This is a genomic window from Melittangium boletus DSM 14713, from assembly GCF_002305855.1.
GTDB lineage: Bacteria > Myxococcota > Myxococcia > Myxococcales > Myxococcaceae > Cystobacter > Cystobacter boletus.
In genome coordinates, this window is the sequence record NZ_CP022163.1 from 7,547,729 (window position 1) to 7,569,062 (window position 21,334).

Sequence of the window (21,334 nt, forward strand, 5' to 3'; positions counted from 1 at the left end):
GCCTGGCCAGACTCCGCGAGGGCTGTCGCACCGCGGAGAACGTCTCCTCATGCCCCGCGCTCGCCGTCAAGCTCCTCGGCTACGGGGCTCGGCGAGCATTTACGGAACAACTCATCGCCCGGGCGGCGCACGAGTTGAGGACGCCACTGGCCTTGATGCGCACGAGCCTGGATCTGGCGTTGTGGAAGGAGCGGGATGCGCGCTCCCTGCGCGAGGCCCTGGAGGAGACGCGGCGCGAGGTGGTGCGGCTGAGCGCGCTCGCGGGCAACCTGCTGGACCTGGCGTCGTTCGGCCGGGGGGGCTGGGAGGTGAGGGCGGGAGACCTGCGCGAGGTGGTGGAGGACGCGGCCACGGCGGCGCGGGCCGAGGCGGAGGGGCGGGGCGTGTGGATCACCGTGGAGGGGCCCGAGCCCGCGCCGTGCGCCTTCCACGCGGCCTCGGTGCGCCAGGCGATGGACAACCTGCTGGCGAACGCGCTGCGCTACGCGCCGCCGGGCACGGAGATTTCCGTACGGCTCGAACAGGAGGAAGCGCGATGGCGGCTCTCGGTGAGGGACCGGGGGCCGGGCATTGCCGCCGAGCACTGGGAGTCCGTCTTCCAACCGTTCTTCCGGGGGGATGCGAAGGGGGCGGGGACGGGCTTGGGACTGGCCGTGGTGCAGGAGGTGGCCAGGCGCCATGGGGGCCTCGCCTACGTGACGCGGGTCGACGCCCCGGGGACCCAGTTGGTGCTGGAGTTGCCCGAGGCGGGACCCTCGCTCACCAAGTAGGACTAGCGCGTTGCCACGAGGTGTGTGCGATCAATCCAGCCGGTGGCCGGCGTGGGGTCGAAGTCCTTGCCGTATTCCACCTTGAAGCGCCCATTCGAGGGACACGCTTGCAGCAGGGTGGCGACCCAGTAGGCGCCGCCACAGTGAATCGTGTCGATGGGGGTGGTCGAGGTGGCCGTCTTGTAGACGTGGACGGTGGCGCACTCGAACGTGTAGCTCGCCGAGGTGTTCTGGCAGGTGTTGGCGAGCTCCTGGCCCACGGCCCCCACCGGTTTCGACTCGTCCGGGGCGTCCTGAGGACCACATCCCAGGAAGAGCCCCACCGCGCCGACCGCGAACCACCCACTCCGAACAGAGAACGACATCGGAAGCTCCTGCTGCATTGAAGAGGAGCTTCCGATTTTACCATCAATCCCCGTTTCGGGGACCGTGACTCACGCCCGGAGGGCCACCACGGTCACGCCGTCACCGCCCTCGTGGTTCTCTCCCGGACGGAACATGCGGATGTAGGGCGAGGCCGCGAGGTAGTCCCGGATGGCCTGCCGCAGCGCGCCCGTGCCGTGTCCGTGGATGATGAGCGCGGCTTCCTCGCCGCTGCGCATGCCCCGGTCCAGGAAGGACTCCAGCTCGCTCAGCGCGTCCTCGGCCCGCATGCCGCGCACGTCGCAGCGGTAGTTCGTCGACGGCACCGCCTCGGGGGCCGCCGCCTTCGCCCGCTGGAGCTGCTGCGCCTGCTTGTTGCGCTCGGGGAACTTCGAGTCCCGGGGCTTGGCCGTGCGCGTCCCCGACAGCTCGGTGACGGGCACGCGCATCTTCATGATGCCCGCGGCCACCAGCGCCTGGTCTCCGTGCAGCTCCAGGATCTCCACGTCCTTGTTCAACCCCGAGTGCCGCACCCACGCGCCCACCCGGAGTTCCGCGGGGGAGGGCGCCTCCACCTGGAAGAGCTCCGCGCGCGCCGCCTTGGCCCGCTGGTTGGCTTCCTCCATGCGCTGGAGCAACTGCGAGCGCGCCTCGGACGCCGCCTTCTCGTTGGATTGGGCCCGGAGCACCTTGAGCAGCTCCTGCACCTCGGCCGCGGCCTGCTCGCTCGCCGCCGCCACCTCCTCGTTGAAGCGCATCAGCCGTGCCTTGCGCTCGCGCTCGAACTGGACCTTCTGCTCCTCCAGCTCCTTGCGCAACCGCTCGGCCTCCGCGGCGGCCACCTTCGCCCGCTCCAACTCGTCCTGGAGCTTGCGCCGCTCCTCCTCGGCCGCCGTCAGCGCCTTGGCCAGCGCGCCGCCCGCGTTCATCGACAAGTCCCGTGCGCGCTCGCAGATGTGCGCGGGCAGGCCCATGCGCGAGGCCACCTCGATGGCCGACGACGCGCCCGCCGCGCCCAGTTGCAGCTTGTATGTGGGCGCCATGCGCTTGGCATCGAAGCCCACGCGCGCGTTGAGGAAGCGCGGGTCCAGGTGCGCGAGCGCCTTGAGTTCTTCCAAGTGCGTGGTCACCAGCACCACGGCGCCCTTGCCGAGCAGCTCCTCCAGCACGGCGATGGCGATGGCCGCGCCCTCGCGGGGATCCGTGTCCGCGGCGATCTCGTCGATGAGGACGAGCGAGTTCTTCGCCACCGACAGGGTGATGTCGCGCAGGCGCGCCACGTGGGCGCTGAACGTGGACAGGCCCTGGGACAGGTCCTGCGCGTCGCCCACCGTGGAGTGCACCGTGTGGTAGAGCGGCATGCGCGAGCCCTCGCCCGCGGGGATGGGCAGGCCCGCGCGCAGCATCAGCGCGCACAGGCCCACCGCCGTGAGCGTCACCGTCTTGCCGCCCGCGTTGGGGCCGGACACCACCAGCGCCCGCGCCTGGCCCTTCATCTCCACGTCGTTGGGCACCACCTCGGTGTCCCGCAGCACCAGCCGGGGGTGGCGCAGACGCACGAGCGCCAGGTCCTCCACGCCGGAGAACTCGGGCGTGTAGGCGCGCAGGTCTCCCGCGAGCACCGCCGCCGCCTCCGCCTCGTCCAGCTCCGCCACCGCCTCGATGCCCTCGAGCGTCTTGGCCGACTCGCGCCCGAGCAGGTTCGTCAGCTCCTGGAGGATTCTCCGCTCCTCCTCGGTCACCAGGGACTGGGCGATCGCCAGATCGTTGCCCATGCTCACCAGGCGCTCGGGCTCCACGAACAGCGTCTGCCCCGTCTGGCTCGCGTTGTGGACGATGCCGGGCACCTCGCCGCGGTAGTTGGAGACGACGGGCACCACGTACCGGCCATTGCGGATGGTGTAGTAGTTCTCCCGCAGCTTCGGCGTGAAGCCCTCGTCATGGAGCATCTCGTCCAGCTGGCCCTTGATGCGCCGGTGCAGGCCCCGCACCCTGTCTCGGGCCTCGCGCAGCTCGGGGCTCGCCCGGTCGGAGATTTCCCCGTCCGCCTCGAAGCTCCGGTCCAGGCGCACCGCGAGCGGTTCGAGCTGGGGCAGCCGCCGGGAGATGGCCGCGAGCCGGGGCACCGCGTGCTGGCGCTCCTCCAGGGCCTCGCGCGTGCGCACGAAGGCGAACAGGAGCTGCGCCGCGGCGATGAGCTGCCGGGGCTCCAGCAGGCCATTCTTGGAGGCGAGCTCCAGCGCGCCCCGCAGGTCCGTCACTCCGCCGAGCGGCAGGGAGAATTGTTCCTGGGCGAGCCGCCGCGACTCGGTGACGAGCGCGAGCGCTTCGGCCACCGCCTCCTCGGTACCCAGGAAGGGCCGGGCGAGCGCGCGCTCCCTCCCAGGTTCGGTCCGACAGCGGTGAGCCAGCGCGCGGAGCACTTCCGCGTAGCCAAGGTCTTCGAGCGTTCTCTGGGCGATCTGCACGGTCATGGGTTTCATGCGCGGCCGGTCGGCCGTCAAGAGGAAGTAGGGTTGGCGGGGCCAATGCCGCTCTGCTATCAGCCAGCCATGCTGCTCTGGCTCGTGGTCGCGGGCACGCTCGCGGCGTCCATGGACGTGCCTGTCTCGGGAGACCTGACACCGGCGCTCGCCCTCGAGGCGGAGGGTGACAGTGAGGGGGCCCTCGCGGGCGTCCTGGAGGTTCTGCGCGCCTGGCCCACCCAGGCGCTGCCCCGCTTGGAGGCCGCCCGCCTGCTGCTCAAGCTCGGAGGGGACCTGGACCAGGTCGAAGCCCACCTGCAGGTAGCCGCCGCCGCGGCGCCCGACAACCCCCGGATGCACTACCTGTGGGGCCTGCTCTGGGAGGAGCGGGGGCAGATGTCCCAAGCGGCCAAGGCCTATGAGCGGGCCGTCCTCCTGCGCTCCACCTACGAGGAAGCCCGCTTCCGGCTCGCCGGGGTCTGGGCGTCCCTGGAGGACTGGCTCAAGGCGGAGATGCACTACCGGCTGCTCGCCAAGGCCCGCCCCGAGTGGGTCCAGGTGCGCCTCCAGCTCGCCCGCGTCATCGAGGAGCAGGGGCGGGTGGTGGATGCCGAGCGGGAATTGCTCCTGCTCAAGAACGAGCAACCGGGCAACCTCCTGGTGCTCAACCAACTGGCCGGGCTGTACGAGCGCACGGGCCGCTCCCGGCTGGCGGCCCAGGTGCGCGCCCAATCCAGGCCACCTGATCCCCCCAAGAAGATGCGCCCCTTGCGGCCGTCCCACCGCTAGGCGGGGGGCGGGCTTCTGGCTCATTGCGTGGATCGTGTCACTGCTTAGCCTGCCCCGGTTTTGTGTGGCTCTCCCGCACATTGTGTGCTCACCATTCGGGTGGTGAGTCGCATGCGACGGAGTAATATGCGTCCCACCGCATGGAGCACATAAAGTGCGGGAGAGCCATGTAACTGGGGCAATCCCACGAGGGGAAATGCCCTCGGGCCTAGTGCCGAGCAAGGTGCTCGCCTACGCCCGCGAGCATCACCTCTACGGACTGTAAGCCGAAGGCTCGGAGGCATTATCAGCCGGGACGAGCGTAGAGCAGGTAAGTGGGGGAGAGACCCTTTGACTAGGCTGGGGAGCCCTGGCGCTGGCTGAAGAAAAAGATCCGGTGCGTCTCGAATAGCACCTCGGCCGCCAGCTGCACCGCGCCAAAGAGGCGCAGGCACTTCTCGGCGAACTCTGCCATATGGAGGGTGTGGCGGTTGGATTCGACCTCATTTCCATGCGGGTAGTACGTGATCGCCTGCGTGGCGTTGTCGTACCGATAGGCGTTATGTGCGATTGCGTTGCGGATCTTCGAGTCCAGTGCCGGCTCGAGAATCCAGTTGAACACCTCTCCTTGTTCCAGGAATTGGACGCGCTCACCCTTCGTCTTCGATTCGAAGTCCGCGAGCGTTTTGACGTCACGCCGCTTGTCTGTCATCACGTTCCAGTCGGAGCGGTGGAAGACATTGTTTCTGCCGATGATGATGACCAGTAGGTCGGTGGCCAACTCGAATCCATCGACGAAGAACTGCTTCAGGTCATCGAAGGAGGCGGTGGTGATGCAAGATTGCTCGAACATGTCGTCGGATCGACCCGCGTAGAAGCGAAGCCCAAACGCGGGAACCAAATACTTGAAGCGGTCCACGAATGCGGCCGTGAGCGCCAGGATTCTTTCTTCGAAACGCCTCAGGAGTTTGCGCTCCGCCAGGTGATTCGCGAACTCCTTCACGGCCTTGCGCTGGTCCGGCGTCGCCTTTGACAGCACCTCACCGCGCAACGTGCCGCAGCGTTCGAACTGCTCCTCGTCCAGAGTGGGCGAGAGAAAGCGCACCGTCAGAGCACGCACGCCTCGCAAGCAATCGAATTCGTCGCGCATGGGGAAGCCATCTGCTGGGAGGAAATCGCGGATGTCCTTGGCCAGTAAGTCCAGCTTTCTGTTGAGCCACAGCTCGTTGATTCTCCGAACACGGGGCCAGTCATTCTTGGCCATGTGGAGGAACTGCTTGGTCCGCTGGCTGAACTCCAAGTACCCATCAGCCCCCATTGTCTGGAACGCCCGCATGAAGGGGGTCAGCACGCCTTCCATCATTTTTCCATTCGCTAGGCCTGGCTTCATTGTGAGGAACTCGGACGAGGTCTCCAAATGAAACGAGCTACCCTGATTACCCGGGAGTAGCTCCGCGTTCTCATAACGCACATGGGGGCCCGTCACGTTCTCGAAGTCGAGCCTGGCCATGCCGGTGATGAGGATTCCACAGCGTCCGCAGGCGACGCGGATGGGGAACTCCTCCTGCCAACCAACCTGGATGCGCACCAAAGTCAGGGCGCCGCAGACTTCACACTTGATGACCTGTCTGGAGACCATGCCACCTTCTGAAACTCGCTAGAGTCCGTGGAACAGTTGAACGGGGAAGCCCATTCACCGTGAACAGCACACCACCTGGAAATCGGGGGACCTACCCTGGGTTCAGGCGCTTCCTGGCTGGCTCCTGCGACTGCTCTAAGGTGAACTGGAGAGTCCGGACGATGAGGTCCAGAACGGGAGCCTCCCCCACTCGCAGGCATCCAGGATCCGACCCTTTTCGAGCAGCATGAACCTGGGAATGGGCTCGGGCTCAAGTATGTTGGAGAGCAACTGGGCCAGGGCCGTGTTTTGGCTGGGAGCTTCTTCAAGGCGTCTTTCGGCATGTGGAGGGGGCGAACAGCCGGGAGACGCCGCTGGAGGATGGGCTCTGACAGGAGATGAGGGAGGACCCTCGCTTGATTCCCCCTCCGGACTGCAGGAAGACGGGCAGGCCCGTTCTCCAGCAGGATGACCAATCCCTCCACAGGTCGGAACCTGCCTTCATGTGTCCCCATCGGCACGGTTCGTGTTCCCCATCTGCAGGCACTGTGGATGCCCTCCGGTTCCTACGCGCTCTCGGGCGTGGGTTCGCTACGCTCACGAGCACCACCTCTACGGGCTGTAAGCCCTCGGGCGCGGTGGCGTTTGTTAGCCGAGAGGGTCAAGAATCTGGGAATTAGTTCTGGGAATCAGTAAGGGTACTCGCGCGAGATCCTCTCTGCTCGCTCGAGGGGTTCATCCAGATCAGTGAGCAGTCGCAGAATCGGCGCCTGCTCGTGCTCGAGAATCCGCTCCAGCACCGGAGTGGGATTGCCTCCCGTCTCCAGAAGCTCGTCGAGCTGTGCCAAGAGTGCGCCGGGGTACCGTGCCGTCCGATACAGGCTCTGGCGCAGCTCCCGGGCCTCGTGTGCGCGACCGCGCGCCGCGAGGGCTGTGGCCTGCCACCGATGTCGGCAGTCCTGGACGTGGTCCCGCGTGGCGCTCCAGAAGACCTCTCCGTCCTCAAGAAAGGTGAGTGCGTGTTCGGGGCGGCCGACGAGGACGTAGGCTCGCCCGAGGGCGAGGTGGAGGAATGCGCGGGAGCCGGCATCCAACCGGGGGCTGGCCCGGAACTGCTCCACCAGCGGCAGGACTGCTTCCTGTCCCGCGGGTTCCCCGAGAATCCCAATCACACGGAGGAGCTCGCAGATGGCATGGGAGGCCTCTTCGAATTGCCCGAGTTCCCGCCAAGCCTCCACCGTCTCGAGCAGGAACACCCGAGCCTCCTCGTGGCGCCTGAGCGACACCAGGGCACGGCCAATGGCCCCGCGCATGATGAGCTGGGGCTCGTAGCAGTCCACGACCGAGGGCGGCAGGGAGGCGCGCGCCCGCTCGACGATCTCCTCGATGCGTTGCTCCCCCTCGTCATTGGCGGCTTGAACCACCTGGGCGATGAGTTTGTCCCGGATCGGCCGGGGCAGTTGGCTCAGGATCATGTCGGCGGGCCAGTCCAATGGCGCGGACTTGTGGTTGTGGCGCCGGGCCACCTGCCGTGCGGTCTGCGCCTCCATGAAGGCAGGCGTGTCCGGCGTGAGCTTGTCGAGGACCTTGGTCGCTCCCCGTTCAACGGCTTCCCAGTCCAGAATGGGTGAGCGCGCCTCAAGGGCGAGGTGGAAGAGCTTTCGTGCCGCCTGTTGGGTCTGTTCCGGTTGGTTCAGGCGCTCGGAGAGGCTCTGATAGGACGCGCCGAAGAGTTCCTGGAAGACCTCACTCGCTGAGCGCGCTCCCTGAACCTCCAACGAGCTCCCGAGCTCCGCGAGCAGCTCCTTGGCCTTCGCGACCTGGGACTGAGCCACGAGGAGCCGCTTCAGTCCCAGCCCCGAGCCTGCCAGGATGAAGAGCTTGTCTTCGATTCCCTCGACCGGCCCCAGTCCGCCCGTGGCATCGACTGTGGCGGAGGCCACGATGTCGACGGGCAGGGGCTCATCCAGGAGCAGCGAGGCCACGGCCAGCAGCATCGACAGTCCATAGGACGGGCCATCCAGGGAGTCATACTCACTGCGGCCGATTTTCGTGATGAGCTCCGCGCACCACTCCTCCTGCCGCAGCAGGGGCTCCAACGACAGGATGAACGGGAGTCCCCGCGTCACGATCTGCTCGGAAATCCGAAGTGTCCGCATGGCTTCGGGCCGGAAGTCGCGATCGAGCAGGGACAATCGGGCATGCAGTGGCTTCCGTCGCAGCTTCCAGAGTGCCGCCCGGCGGGACTCTGGGGCTGCGGAGACAAGGAGTGCTTCTCCAGGCCGCAGGAGCGCCGGAGGCGCCTTCATGATCTCCAGGGCGCTCGTCAGCAGGGGGCGTTCGTGAGGCCAGCACCAGGGGTGCCGCAGGGCCTGCCGAACCGACTCTCGGACGCTGAAGGGGGCGTGACTGGCTCCCGGCAGCTGGGTCCGGAGCCACTCCTCGTTCTGGTCAGGCAAGGGCAAGCTGACCCCACCATGCCTCGGGCTCCTGCCAGGCCACTGCCCGCAGGCGCTCGTTTTCGCTCACATCCAGCATCGCCCAGAGCGATTCAAACTCCGAGGCGTGGCGATCCAGCTCCGCCAGTTTCCCTTCCAGGGACTCTCCCGTCTCGGTGCATCGCAGGAGGAACAGGGCGCATTCTAGGTCGTCCCGATTCAGCAGCCATTGGAGGCAATGGCTCGTCGCGGACTCGGGGTTGAGCAGGACGTGAGCTTGGAGGGCGGGGAATTGCTGGCCCAGCTCATCCGCTTCCTCCATGGCGGAGGACTCGGCTTGATGGCGCACGCCCTGGTCGAGTGCACGGAACCAGTCGACCGTCGCCTTCTTGGGACCCCACGATGGGTTGAGCGCGTGAGTGAGTGACTCCTGGAGTTTCCGCGAGTCTTTCGGCGACCAGAGGCGGGCGACGAGGCCCGCGGCACAGAGCCGGCGGAGAGGCCATGCGGCGGATGCCATCTGCTCGGCTTCCGCTAACAACCAGTTCTGGACCTGACAGCCCACGGTGAGCGCACGGATGTCTGGCTTGGGAACGTCGGGGACTGGGGTTGGGTGCCACTTCTCAAGCGCGTCGAGTGCGGCGGAGCTTGTGGGCGTGGCGGCCTCCAGCAGCTCGACGTTCCCCTGCTGGCAACTCAGGATGCAGACACGGGTGCTGCCTTCCAGGCGCACGAAGGTGGGCTCCTGGCGGGAGTCCAGCACGAGCGATGCTCCCTCATCCAGCCACTCGTGCGCTCCAAATGATTTGGAACCACGGACAGGTCCGGCTTCGACGAGGACAATACATGGGTCGGACAGCCAGCGACGGAGTTGAAGGCCTGGGAGCCGCTCGGCCAGACCCTCCAGCTGGATTTGATTGAAGACAGGTGCGGCGCGCAGGAGCTCCGCCAGTTTCCCCGACCGCGACATTTCGGACGCGGTGGCGCGCCCTTGCGCCACGGGATCATTAGGGGCGGGAGCATAGGCGACCGAGGTCAACTCTGTATCGAGTTCGAGGCCGAGCTCCGCGATGACTTTCGAGGTGAGCTGCTTCATGAGGACTCCTCCGCGAACCATCCAAGACCCATTATGTGGATTTGCCCTGTGCAACGCCCGCCGCAGAACCCGACTGACATCTGTTCAAGCTCGTAATGAGTTGGCGGGCCAGCATTGCATCGTCCGGTGACAACAGCCCTTCTTGGTTCATGACGTCCACGGTCAGCAGCAGGCTTTTGCGGAGCCGGCTATGATTTTGATGGATGCGCTGTTGTGCTGCCTTGCGCTCGCTCGGGGAGGTAGATGCGGTAACGCCTTCGTCATTCCTCAGGAACTCTTCCATGGTGGTATCTTCAAATGCCAAGCCCTGGACCTGGACCCAAGTGTGGGCCAGTTCCGGATGGAAGCGCGGTGCACGCCGAGAATACAGCTCCTGGTAGACTCGCTCCAGGAGCTTCCGGTTGTCCGCGAGCGACAAGGCCGCGTCGGATGATGGGGGCGTGGACGCCTGACTGGCGCTGTCGGCTTGTTCGTCCAGGGCGAGTTGCTCGTGTCGGTTGCGCCTGCGCTGATCGTCGATCCAGCGGTTGCGCAACATGACCCTCAGGTAGCGCCTGCACTCCCCCTCGCTCCTCGTGACGACGGGCAGGGGGCTCTTCTCAAGGATTTTCAGAGCGACCGCGTTGACGACATCGTCCCGGTCCTGCTTGGGGATGCTCAGACTCTTTCCGGTGCTCTGGACAATGAAGTCCTCGCTCGCGAACTTTTGGAGCTGGGCGTAGAGCTGCCCCCAGACCTCCTGGCGCCGAGGGGATCCCGGGGATATGTCGAGCAGCAGCTGGACTAGGCTCATGTCTTTCCCCCTGTACGCTTCTGGGTATCCAACGCTGACAGCCAGAGCCTGGCCTCCTCCACGGCCCAGGCCGGCTGCACGCCCGCCAAATCGGGGGGCGGCTGACCGGTGAGCACCGCCTCGACAAACGCGCGGGGGGGCCCATTGGCGGAGACCGTGGGGAGGGGCTGACCGCTCAGGGGGTCAAGCATCTCCACGGCAACCCCGGTCGTTCGCCAGAACCCCTGCGCCAGCAGCGCCCAGGATCGGGGCGTGAGCTGGATGCGGAGCTGGTTCATGAGGTGGTCGGCCAGGACGAGGCCGGGATGCACGGACGCACCGTAGTCCTCGGGAGGCACGACTACCCTGTGGATGGGCGTGCCGATACCCGAGATGCGCAATGCCTCGTTGAACGCCAGATGGACATCCGCCTGGGTGAGGTCGGTATGCACACCCGTCGGTCGGAGCACATGCCGTTTCGCAGTCCTGATGCTCAGGTGCACGGGCTTCTGGAAGGAGCGGAGCAGCGCGATGGTCCGCTGGAAGAGCACCACGAGAAGGTTCAGGTACCGATCGTTACCCCGTCCAGGCATGGTCCCCATGGGCTCGGCGGCCGCTACGGTCAGGCACCCTCCCGGGTAGAGGCGACTGAGTTCATCCAGCAGTTGCTTCAACCTGTTGTCGGCCTTCCAGCGCACAGCCTTGAGCTCGTCGCGGGCCTCGGGTGCCCGCCTGGGGAGCCAGGCGTCGCAGCGGTCCAGGGCGGGGACCTTTGGTCGTGGCAGCACCCGCCCCGACCCTGCCGCCAGCTCGGGGGGCAGATCGGCCTCCGTGAGCACCCGTTGCTCCGCCCGGGTCAACGGATCTGCGAGCTCGCTCGGGACCGCTGCTCGACGAGCCGGAGACAGGCTCCGCCAGCCCACCAGGTGGGAGGAGAGCCGGTGGAGTTCGGTGGCGTGAGGCGGGTAGGGCAGGTGCGGAAACGCATCCTCCAGCTTCGCGCGGAGCACCTGGGCCAGACGGGAAGAGTCCGACTCCTGGAGGAGAAGGCCTCCCACGCAGACGCGAGCCGTCGGGGTGTCGAAGTCGCCGGACTCGTCGATGCACAACACCCACTTCACCTGAGCGGCCAAGCGTTCCGACCTCCTCACTCGGGGGATACGACCTGTCACTGCATCGCACACCCGGGCTTCGAATATCCAGGGTTCACGGCAGCAACTGCGCGGCGACCAACCGGTCCGGCCAGAGGAACCGGTCCCCATCCTTCACGGAGAGTCCCCAGCCTCTGGCAGTGAGTTCCAGCACCTGCGCGGCCAGCTCCCGCGCGTGAACCACGTTCTGCTGGTCCACGATCGCGGGAGCATGGTTGACGCGTGTGCGGAGGGTGAAGACGTTGTTCAGGTCGCCCATGCGCAGGGTGCGCATTCCCGACAGATCCAGGGCACGGCAGGCGAAGATCATCTCCAGTCCTCCATGCAGCTCGTCGGGCAGGGCGGTGGGGAGCTTGTCTCGGTCCCGCCCACAGCGGCGGGCGTCCTCCTGATACTGGGAGAGTGCATCGGCGGGTCGAGCGTCCTGGGGAAGAGGCTGACCCTTCCGCCAGCCCCGCTTCGTGAGCTGGGCCTGCGTGGCCGACTCGATCACCACCATGAAGTCCTTGAATGCATCCGCCCACCGCTGGAGGCGTTCACGCCGCCGTGCGCGCGCGAACTCGAGCGCGAGTCGGTCCAGGATGAGTCCCTTGCTCTCCCTGTCATAGAACTTCGGAAGATCCTCGATCCGCACCACCCTCTTCCAGAACTCCACGAGGGCACGCGCCTCGTCGTCCAGCCCGTCACCGAGCGACTCGAGCCCGGCGATGGCCTGTGCGTAGTCCGCGTTGATGGCCCCTTCGAGCGCCTGCGCCACCCCCTTGAGGCGGTTCACGGACTGGCGCTTTCGCTCTCCCAGGACATCCCCCCCCTCCACGGCCCGCAGGAGCTCCAGGGCGACCGCTGGGTTTCCTTCCCGGATGAGCCTCACCACACGGTCGAACCGCAGCTCGGAGGAATTGGCGGCTTTGATCGCCATCTGCCTGATGAGTTCACCTTCCACATAGACTCGCAGGGGCGAGTCGAAGATTTCGACCCGCTCCTTGGAGTTGGAGTACGGACGGAGGCTGTAGCGGGCCCAGTCATGACGCAGGATGAGGCTCACGTGCTCTGGCGGGTTGTCCAGGCCCATCAAGGACCGCTGCAGCACCTGCTGGCTGTGCGTGTCCAACCGCTCCCAGAACTTCTGCGCCTCCCGCGCGAGGTCGGCGCAGGCGCTGTGCTTCAGCTGATTCGCTAGGTCATCCCGCTGGCGATTGACCAGCGTCTCCAGCAGCCGAAGGCCCTTCTGGACCCGGTATTCGGCGAAGCCGTACTCCCGGACCACGAGGTTGGCGGCCTCGTCCGACGCAAGCACCGAGGTGTCGCGCCATGCGGACGCGACGTCGTCGAGGGTGACGGGATGGGGCTGGAGCGTAGTGAAATTGTTCGCGAAGTGCGAAACGCCGACGAGCGACTTGCGGAGATCCTTGTAGCTGGTGACGAAGCAGTACACCCCTGCCTCCAGCAGGATGTCCCGCAGCGCCTCGAAGCAGATGTCGAGTTCCTTGTGCGTGGTCTCGACCGCATCCAGGTTCTTGAAGAACAGCACCAACTGGGCCAGGGGACGCAGCTCCCGGAGCGCGTCGCGCAGGGCCTCCTGGCGGAGGAAGAGCGCCGACTGGCGGGCGATGCCCTGCAGCCGCTCCACCACCTCCAATGGCGCCACCTTCTTCACGCGCTCAAGGATGCGGTTGCCCAGGAAGTGGAAGAAGTCCTCCGGTTGGCGTGGCGACGTGGACACGTCGATCATGACCCAGTGCTCCCGCTCCACCTGGAGTTCCGCGGCGGCGTGCTGGGCGAGTTCGAAGCGGCCGCTCAGGGGACACCCGTAGAGCACCGCGCCGCCGGCCTCCTCGGCGGCGACTTTGATGCCCAGGTCCGAAGCCGCTGTCCGGTTCTCCTGGGAGAGGAGCTGGGGCAGTTTCTCAGGAGACATGGTTCAGGTGCCGCAGGGCGAGTTCCTTCGTCACGGCCGGGGAATAGTCGTACTTCGTCTGGACCAGTCGCCGCACGAGCGGGAAGCGGATGCGGTAGTACAGCCGCCCGTTCTCGTCCTCGATGACGATCATTTTGTACGTGTCGAGCAGCTTGCACAGACCCATCACCCGTGAGCGGGACAGCCGGGTGCCCACCTGCTCCTCCGAGAGCTGCAGCACGTCCTCGAAGCGGACGCGAGGCTCCTCGTCGGTGGTGCGCCGCGCGATGAGCGAGAGGAGGTACTCCAGCAGCGGGTGGTCCGGGTGGTCCTTGATGGGCTCGAGTACCTTGTCGTAGGGCGCGGCCGCCTCGGCGACCCCGTCCGAGGGCAGGCTGCGCCGTACGGCCTCGCGCACGTGCCAGCGGCTGACGAGGTCGGAGGGGCGCTCCAGCAGTACGTTGCACAGCCGGCTCCCCAGCAGCTGCACGAAGAAGGGGAAGCCGCCGGTGACCTCATACACCTCGCGCAGCGCGGCCTGGGTGATGGTGATGGGCCGGCCGGCCAGCGTCCAGAAGGGGGCGGTGAGGAGCTTGGTGCACTCCTCGCGAGTCATGCTGTGCACCGAGAGCTGGGTGATGCTGCCGAGGAGCGGGTTCTGGTAGTCCCCGAACATGGAGGCGCAGCGGTCGGAGCCGGACAGCAGCCACCGGAAGGAGCGCAGTGGTCCGCCTCCCGGAGACAGCAGCGAGCGCATCATGTTGAAAAAGTCGTAGACGTACTGCCGCGACTCCGCCTTCTCCCAGTAGTTGACGAGGTAGTCGAGTTCGTCCACCACCACGATCATCGGATTAGGGTCGATCTGTCGGGCGACCTCCTCAAGCATTCCCCGGAGCAGGTCTGACGGGAACCGGGAGTCACTGAACTCCTTGTGGATCTGCTCCTTCCACTGAAAGCCCTTGTACCCGAGGAGCATGTACAGCGGCTTGTCCTCCACGCTACCCTCCAGGATTCGGGTGGCGAGGAAGGAACACATCCGCCAGGGAGCCAGGGAGAGCTGCTGGTTGTCACCCTGACCGCTGTACTGCTTGAAGTCGACGAAGGCGGTGACGGCCCCCTGAGCTCTGGCCTGCTCCAGGAAGACGCGGGCCAGCGAGGTCTTGCCGATGCGGCGCATCCCCCGAAGCACCAGCCCCTCGGGCAGTTCCTGATCCAGCAGGCGGAACTGGAGTTCGTCCAGCTCGCGCTCGCGGCCGAAGAAGTTCCGGCCGACCTTGCTGACCTCGTTTCCGGACTCGCTGAAGAGCTGCTTGAGGGTCCGGCGCTCGAGGACCGGAATGGCTGCCTTGGAGCGCTTCGGGATGATGACGTTCAGCAGCTTCTCGTAGGCCCGGTCATCATGGCCGCGGTAGGTGATCCGCAGGCCCAGGGCCGTGGTGCTGTTCTCGTCCGCCGAGCGGAGCCGCCCCTTGATCTGGCTGATGTTGATCTGCCGCGGGTTGAGCAGCTCGTCGAGCACCAACGGCTCGTCCTCTCCCACGATGATCTGGCTCTGCGACTGCGAGACGATCCGCATCTCATGGATGATGTCGCTGCCGCGGTTCTCCAGGGCCAGCACGAAGTCCACCGCCGTGCCGTCCACGGTCGCGTGCGTCTCCTCCAGGTAGACGTGGAGCTCGGGAGGATCGCTGGGGACATTCATCTCCACGAGCGCCTGCTGGATGCCATGGAGGGTGGCCACGAAGGACTTGCCGTGGTTGTTCCGCTGGGCGACCAGGAGCAGCCGCAGGAGCTGATCGCGCTGGGCGGCGCGCTGCGCTCCGATGGAGCGACCGAACGTGGCTAGGTTGCGCCGGATGAGATTCCAGGTCTGTTGCTCGCCGAGTGGCATCACCTCGTCGCTGCGCCCCGAGCGTGCCAAGTGATCCAGCACATTCAGTGTCCACTCGTGGTCCTTCGCGATGTGGTTCGTGAGCAGGTAGCCGAGCTGCCGGCGGGCGTTGACGTCGGCCTCGGTGCGTAGCAACCCCGCCAGGCTCTCCGCGAGCCACCCGGCGTTCTCCTCCCACAGGGTCATGCGGCGCAAGCTGGCCACCATCAGGGGCTCGCTGTCGTCTGCCGGGAGCATCCAGCAGACGTTCAGGAGGCGAGCCAAGTGATCTCGCGCGGTGTCAGCCGCCAGGGCCGCCTTCATGTGCTCCGGTGTCGTGGGGCCGCTGCCCAGGGTCTTGGCCAGCCACTCGGCGGCGACTCCGCGGTGCTCCTCCGGGATACGGACGATGAGGTGGGTGCTCACCAGCAGCACCACCGCGTTCAACGGGTCCTCTGGCGGTCGCAGAGCCCCCACCTTCTTTTGCGCCCACTCACTCCCCCAGCGACGCTGGAGGAAGAAGAGCACCTCGCAGCACTGTCGGGCCGCGTCGCCGTCACCCGCGTAGGCGTAGGCGAGGGCGCGGACCCGTGCGAGCTCCGCCAGGAAGGCGGTGCGCTGGAGGCCACGGGGGACAGAAATCTCCGCGAGAATCTCGAGGCGGCGTGCCACCCCCGTGCGATCCGCGCCACAGCTCGTGTACTCCCGCTGGAGCGCCGCGAAGCGCCCGGGCTCCTGGATGCGAGGGGTCTCGGGGGGCTGGAGCAGCGCCGCGAGCCCGGGGGGTTCGTCGCTGAGCGGCGCCTGGGCGAGTCGCTCCTTCGCTTGTTCCAGGGTAGAGGCCAGGGCCTCCAACTCCGTGGCCTCGAGCAATCGCGCCTCGGCGAGCAGGGGCTCGACGGCGGTGACATCGAAGCAGTCCTGGCGCCGCTGGAGCATGTCCTGCTCCAGCCGAGTGAGCAGCTGCTGGAGCGTGGAGCTGCGTTCCGTGGGGCCTTCTTCTCCGACCTCCGCGAAGTGGCCCGCCTTGTCCAGGAACGACTTGATGGCGCTCTTGCCCTGAGCGTCCTCTGGCGCCGCGTCGTGATCGATCACCAGCCGGAAGGCCTCGAGCGCCACGACGAAGCGTTTGTCCGCCAGGGCGGCCTTGCCCACCATGAGGCACCGCCGCGCCTGCGGGGATTGCAGCCGTCCTTCGCCCTCTAGCGCCACGATCTGGGTATGGAGCTTGTGCGCGGCGTTGAGGTTCTGCTCGGCCCGGTTGTTCACGCCGACCTTCGCCTCGGACAGCAGGCGCATCGCCTCCTCGAGGTCGATGTCTCCTGGCTCCTTCTCGTGGAGGCGTCGCCTCAAGTCGTCCACGAGCTGGGCGACCGGTGCGGCGTCGTACTCCTCGGCGGTGGCCTGCTCCAGCAGTTCGTTGGCGAGCGTGACGAGGGTCCCCAGCTCATTCAGCCGCCGCTGCTGATTGAACACCGCCAGCGCGCGGACGAAGGGCTGCTCCATGCCGTTCAGCGGCTGCGTGCACGCTCGCAGGTCCCCCCGGCGCGCCGCGAAGTAGGCCTCGATGATGCGTTGCTCCTTCTCGTCCACGCAGGCCTCGACGATTCGCTCCAGCAGGTGGCGGGCGAGGAGCAGCCGCTGGGCTCGCGTCTGGGCCCGTGGGACCTCGAGTCCTCGCAGCAGTCCGGGCCGGGTGAACCACTCAGGCTCCCACTGCGGATCGCCGTCCATCTTCCCGGGGACCGGGTTATCCGGTCCAGGTGCTGCCGCCAGTCCGGCCAGGAGGCAGCGAGCCACCAACGTCGTGTGGGGCAACAGCATCGGCAGGTGCTGCAGCAGTCGCTCGCGCGCGCCGTTGTCCCGGGAGGGAGCTGTGAGCTCCGCCAGTTTCGCCGTCTTCACCTCCTGTAGCTTCTGCACGTAATGGGTGAGCTGGTCGGTGAACTTCTTGAACCGGCTCCCATCCGCCGTGGGATCTTCCTTGCCTCGTGCCTGTTCCCGTCTGACCGCGGCCCGCAGCTTCTTCTCCCGCATGTCCGGGAACTCCAACACCTCCAGCGCCGCGGGTGTCCGCGCCTGGGAGATGGCCTCCAGGAGCGAGCGCACCTGCTCGATGACCGTGTCCTCATGTTCGCGCAGGAAGTGGTTGCTCCAGCGATCCTGGAGCCTCTGCGTCTCGGTGAACTCGGCACGCAGCTTCTCGGCGAGATCCCCGGAGTGGCGCTTGGGGACTGCGCCGGGGAGCTGCTTGTGCGTAAGTGCCTCGGTCAGCAGCGCCGCGAGATCCGGAGGGTTTCCGGGCAGCGCGTGGATGAGCGCCGTCGCCCGGCTCGTGAGTTCCAGGTCGCCAGGCGCCGCGAGCGCCGCCTCGACCATCGCGAGCGCCGCCAGCCATGCGCGGGGCGTCGTGGGCAGGGGCTGTCCGGACGGCTCCCAGCGAGGGACGAACGCCAGCAACCGGGCGCGAGCCGCGGCGCCCCGGCTGGCCGCTTCCAGGTAAAGCGCATCCAGAATGGAGCCCATGACGGAGGTGACGCCGAGGCAGTTGGCGAGGACGAAGGCCGCGGGGACTTCCCGCTCCTCGACCAGGGCCTGGCACAGGCGAGCAGCGGCGGCGAGCTGAAGCCCGCTCAGCTCGACGCCCTTCCGGGTGTGCGTCCAAAGCCATCCGGCGACGGCGGCACGGCCCGACCGGGCGTTTGCATCCCCTCCTTCCATGGGAATGACGTCGAAGATCTTGTCGGCTTCGGCCACGCTCGTGGCGAAGAGGTACAGGCGCTCAAGGTAGTGCAGCGGAGGCACCGCGTCCGGGGTGCCGAGTGCCTCCCACACGTCGGTCTTCTGTCCCCGCGAAGCCTTCCGGAGGATCTCGTCTTCCTCCAGGGTCGGGCGGATGAGCGTGGGCTCCTCGCCAAGGGCAGTACTCTCGGTCTTGGGGGCTGTCTCCTCGCGGCGCTTCGCCTTGAGTCGGCCCTCGAGATCCACCGACCAGCGCTCCAGGCGCTGGGCTTGGTCTTCGTGTTCCGCCGCAGTGGTCACCTCAATCGCATCAAGAGGAGCGATGTCGAGGAGCCCGGCGTCCGCCGCGTCTTTCCTGGCCTGCTCCGCCCGTCCGCGAGCCTCCGTCAGCCGCTGGCGTGCCGCCGTGAGGCGCTTGACGGCCTCGTCGAGGCGCGTGGAGAAGAGGTCCATGCCGTGGGCTGCCTCCTCAAGCCGGTGGGTCGCCAGTGCTTCTCGGGCGACCTGGAGGGCCTCGGAAACCAGGGCTCCATCACTTCCCAGCATAGAGCCGTCCAGCTTCATGGTGGCCTGCTGGAGCCTCTGCCCAAGCTGGTCATGGCAGCGCCAGTGCTCCTCGATGCGGGTCTGGAGCGAGGGCACCTCCGAGGCAAGAAGGTCCCGGAGGCCGAGGAAGTCCGTCGGAAGCACCGGCTCCGAGGGGAGCGTGGGGTCCAGTTGGGCGAGGTGTTTGCGCAGCCCCCTCCAACCGGCCACCGCCGCATCCAGCGACGGCTGCACCTGGGCGAGTGCATTGCCGCAGGACGTGAGGCTGTCCTGAAGGCGGGACAGCATGGTCGCGGCCTCGGGCGTGCACGGGATGGCGGCATCCTTGATGCGATGCTGCAACTCCTTGCGCTTGTGCTCGAAGGCGGTGACCCGTTCCTCGAGCGTCTTGGTGGGCAGGGCGAGCACCCCGACATCAATGGGGCTCAGGGTGGTGGGCGCGGTGGCCTGGGCCCTGGGCAGAGTCGGTTCGGCGTGAGCGGTGGCGCCCTGTTGTGGCCCCGATCGAGGAGGTGGCTGGCTCGTGAGGGACGGAGGGGGGACCTTCTTCTCCTGCGCTGCGGGCTTCGCCATTTCGGCCAGCGGGGGGAAGTGCACGAGCAGGGGAGCGCGCTGCCCAGGCGCTGGAGCGGCGGGCGTGGTGCTGTGCGGCGAGGTCCGGACTTTGAAGAACTCGTTGAACTGGGGTCCGAGTGACAGCAGAGGACGGATCAGCGCGGGCGCGTCGTTTGGCTGCAGAAGTCCGAAGGCCAGCACGAACAGCGCCAACTGCATCTCGGGGGACTGGGCGGGGAGGATGCTCGCGGGGGCGAGCTTCTTCCATCGCTTCCTGACGTTCTTCTCGAACGTGGCCGGGTCCAGCACGGGGACGTAGTTCCTGATGCTCTCAGCCGGTTTGATGGTGTGGGTGTGGACGCCGCGTGCCTCCTGACTCAGGTGGAAGTAGAGGCACAACTCGAAGCCGCATACTTGCTTGCGGCCATGGTCACCCAGGAGTGTTGTCTCGCTCAGCTTCTTGCGGAACCCGGGATGATCGAGTTGCGACCGCAATGTCAACAACGGCGCGTGAGAGGCGGAGGGCTTTCCTTCCGGAGCTTCTTGGAGTTCAAGCAGCTTGGAGAGGTCGAACTTCTCGTAGACGTGTCGGATCAGGTTGATGCCCACGGCGGGAGGCAGAGGTCCATCTGCCTTCAGCGGGGCGTGGTCCGAGAACAGCAGGTTTCCGGCACCAGGAACCGCTGATGCGCTGGCGGGTGACGGAGGTATCCTCGGGTTTGCTTCCAATTCCTGTTTCGTCTCACTCATTCAGCCGTCCAAGTTGTTCTGCAAGCACACTATCAGCGAACCTGGAGTCTTGCTCCAAACGGTAGGGGAGTACGTGGGCCACCCCATGGGTCTGACAGCTGCGCGAATCAGGACGGCTGGCTTCGGCCAAGGATTCTCGCTTGCCTGCTCGGTGCGTGGTGCGCATCAACCTGTCTGGCGTGGGGCCTACCCCGCGCCCAGACGCTTTCTGGTTGGCTGCTGCGACTGTTCCAGGGCGAACTGGAGGGTCCGAACGATGAAGTCCGGAACAGGATCCTCTCCCCGCTCGCATGCATCCAGAACCCGACCCGTCTCAAGCAGCGTGAACTTGGGGAGGGGCTCGGGCTCAAACATGTCGGTGAGCAACTGGGCCAGGGCCGTGTATTGGCCTGGCTGCTTCTTCGCGGCGTCTTTCGACATTGTGTAGAGGCTCCAGGATGGAGGGGGCGAACAGCCTCAGGACGTCGTTGGATGAGGACTTCTGACAGGATCTGGGGAGGGCCCTTGCTCGATGCCCTTTCTGGGCTCCAGGAGGACGGGCAGGCGAGACCTTCGGACATGATGACCGATCCGCCCGACGGGTCGGAACCTTCCCTCATGTGTCCTCGGTGGTGCGCCTGGTGTCCCCCTGAATCCTTCGGTTGATTCTCCGACGGTTTCTCCGCCTGAGCATCGGTCCTGGCATGCGCTGCCGCCCGATGCGGTATTCGACTCCGTGGGCAGCTTGCACGACGGTCTCTCCGAGAGCGAGGCCCGCGTCCGGCTCGAACGCCATGGCCCCAATGTGCTCCAGCGCGTCTCCGATGAGGGCCCGCTTAAGCTGCTGTGGCGCCAGGTGAACAACCCCTTCATCTGGGGACTGCTCGCGGCGGCCAGTCTGACCATCGCGCTGGGCAAGGTGACCGACAGTCTCATAGTTGCTCGCGGTGGTGGGGGGCGCACGAGGGGAGTGGGCGATTGTGGAGCACCTGGGCTTGCCCATTGCATGTGCGCGCATGGTCCCGGCGCGAGCGCCACATAAGGCCGCGTGGTATTGAGGCTCCAGATGACCTAGGGGGGCCCTGGCCCCTACTACGCACCTGACGGGAGCGCGGCCTGGGCAGGCGTGTATCCCAAGGGAGGCTGCGTGGCCTGTCGACCGGCCGGGCGCATTGCTCGGGAGGCCCCGTCAGCGGCCCTCTTCGGCCCCTGCGCTCCAGCCCCCAATATGCCTTCCATCCTTACCTATGCTCAAGGCGGAGATGCACTACCGGTTGCTCGCCAGGGCCCGCCCCGAGTGGGTCCAGGTGCGCCTGCAACTCGCCCGCGTCATCGAGGAGCAGGGGCGGGTGGTGGATGCCGAGCGGGAATTGCTCCTGCTCAAGAACGAACAACCGGGCAACCTCCTGGTGCTCAACCAACTGGCCGGGCTGTACGAGCGCACGGGCCGCTCCCGGCTGGCGGCCCAGGTGCGCGCCCAATCCAGGCCACCTGATCCCCCCAAGAAGATGCGCCCCTTGCAGCCGTCCCGCCGCTAGGAGGGCGGCGGGCTTC

At 66.7% G+C, this 21,334-nt stretch carries 14 protein-coding genes; 4 read left to right on the forward strand and 10 right to left on the reverse strand.

The features are described 5' to 3' along the window. Positions 1-113 precede the first annotated feature (113 nt). The gene (locus tag MEBOL_RS31380; RefSeq protein ID WP_281256685.1) at positions 114-770 is read left to right on the forward strand and encodes a sensor histidine kinase; all 657 of its coding nucleotides are present in this window, start codon (positions 114-116) and stop codon (positions 768-770) included. Positions 771-772: 2 nt separating this feature from the next. On the opposite strand, the gene MEBOL_RS31385 is transcribed toward MEBOL_RS31380, so the two are convergent. Together MEBOL_RS31385 and MEBOL_RS31390 are read right to left on the reverse strand one after the other, a co-directional pair. Continuing rightward, positions 773-1,135, reverse strand: coding sequence for a hypothetical protein (locus MEBOL_RS31385; RefSeq protein ID WP_095983113.1), 363 nt, complete (start codon positions 1,133-1,135; stop codon positions 773-775). A gap of 69 nt (positions 1,136-1,204) precedes the next feature. Further along, positions 1,205-3,607 carry an endonuclease MutS2 gene (locus MEBOL_RS31390; RefSeq protein ID WP_095980887.1) on the reverse strand — a complete coding sequence of 801 codons (2,403 nt, stop codon included), beginning with the start codon at positions 3,605-3,607 and terminating at the stop codon, positions 1,205-1,207. 54 nt (positions 3,608-3,661) lie between these two features. On the opposite strand from MEBOL_RS31390, the gene MEBOL_RS31395 reads away from it, so the two are divergent. After that, complete coding sequence (locus MEBOL_RS31395; protein ID WP_245918988.1) at positions 3,662-4,387, forward strand: tetratricopeptide repeat protein; 726 nt, start codon at positions 3,662-3,664, stop codon at positions 4,385-4,387. Between the two features lie 334 nt (positions 4,388-4,721). On the opposite strand, the gene MEBOL_RS31400 is transcribed toward MEBOL_RS31395, so the two are convergent. The 8 genes from MEBOL_RS31400 to MEBOL_RS31435 all read right to left on the reverse strand — a co-directional run bounded on the left by MEBOL_RS31400 (position 4,722) and on the right by MEBOL_RS31435 (position 20,221). After that, positions 4,722-6,005 carry a hypothetical protein gene (locus tag MEBOL_RS31400; RefSeq protein ID WP_095980888.1) on the reverse strand — a complete coding sequence of 428 codons (1,284 nt, stop codon included), beginning with the start codon at positions 6,003-6,005 and terminating at the stop codon, positions 4,722-4,724. A gap of 668 nt (positions 6,006-6,673) precedes the next feature. After that, the gene (locus tag MEBOL_RS31405; RefSeq protein WP_170115628.1) at positions 6,674-8,449 is read right to left on the reverse strand and encodes a S16 family serine protease; all 1,776 of its coding nucleotides are present in this window, start codon (positions 8,447-8,449) and stop codon (positions 6,674-6,676) included. Further along, entirely contained in the window at positions 8,436-9,518 is a 1,083-nt protein-coding gene (locus tag MEBOL_RS31410) for a hypothetical protein (protein ID WP_095980890.1), read from the reverse strand. The genes MEBOL_RS31405 and MEBOL_RS31410 overlap by 14 nt, the downstream gene beginning before the upstream one ends. Before the next feature lie 31 nt (positions 9,519-9,549). Then, the gene (locus MEBOL_RS31415; protein WP_095980891.1) at positions 9,550-10,311 is read right to left on the reverse strand and encodes an RNA polymerase sigma factor; all 762 of its coding nucleotides are present in this window, start codon (positions 10,309-10,311) and stop codon (positions 9,550-9,552) included. Further along, positions 10,308-11,423, reverse strand: coding sequence for a hypothetical protein (locus MEBOL_RS31420; protein ID WP_095980892.1), 1,116 nt, complete (start codon positions 11,421-11,423; stop codon positions 10,308-10,310). Before MEBOL_RS31420 ends, MEBOL_RS31415 begins: the two co-directional genes overlap by 4 nt. 73 nt (positions 11,424-11,496) lie before the next feature. Continuing rightward, complete coding sequence (locus MEBOL_RS31425; protein WP_095980893.1) at positions 11,497-13,359, reverse strand: hypothetical protein; 1,863 nt, start codon at positions 13,357-13,359, stop codon at positions 11,497-11,499. Next, a complete protein-coding gene (locus MEBOL_RS31430) occupies positions 13,349-19,660 on the reverse strand; it encodes an ATP-binding protein (RefSeq protein WP_157823782.1) in 6,312 nt (2,103 codons plus the stop codon). The genes MEBOL_RS31425 and MEBOL_RS31430 overlap by 11 nt, the downstream gene beginning before the upstream one ends. A gap of 327 nt (positions 19,661-19,987) precedes the next feature. Continuing rightward, on the reverse strand, positions 19,988-20,221 hold the full coding sequence (locus MEBOL_RS31435) for a hypothetical protein (protein ID WP_095980895.1): 234 nt from the start codon (positions 20,219-20,221) through the stop codon (positions 19,988-19,990). 268 nt (positions 20,222-20,489) lie between these two features. Here MEBOL_RS31435 and MEBOL_RS31440 point away from each other — a divergent pair, with 268 nt between their 5' ends. Next, positions 20,490-20,822, forward strand: a complete 333-nt coding sequence (locus MEBOL_RS31440; protein WP_281256686.1) for a cation-transporting P-type ATPase — start codon at positions 20,490-20,492, stop codon at positions 20,820-20,822. Between the two features lie 205 nt (positions 20,823-21,027). Next, entirely contained in the window at positions 21,028-21,318 is a 291-nt protein-coding gene (locus MEBOL_RS31445) for a hypothetical protein (protein ID WP_095980897.1), read from the forward strand. Positions 21,319-21,334 lie beyond the last annotated feature (16 nt).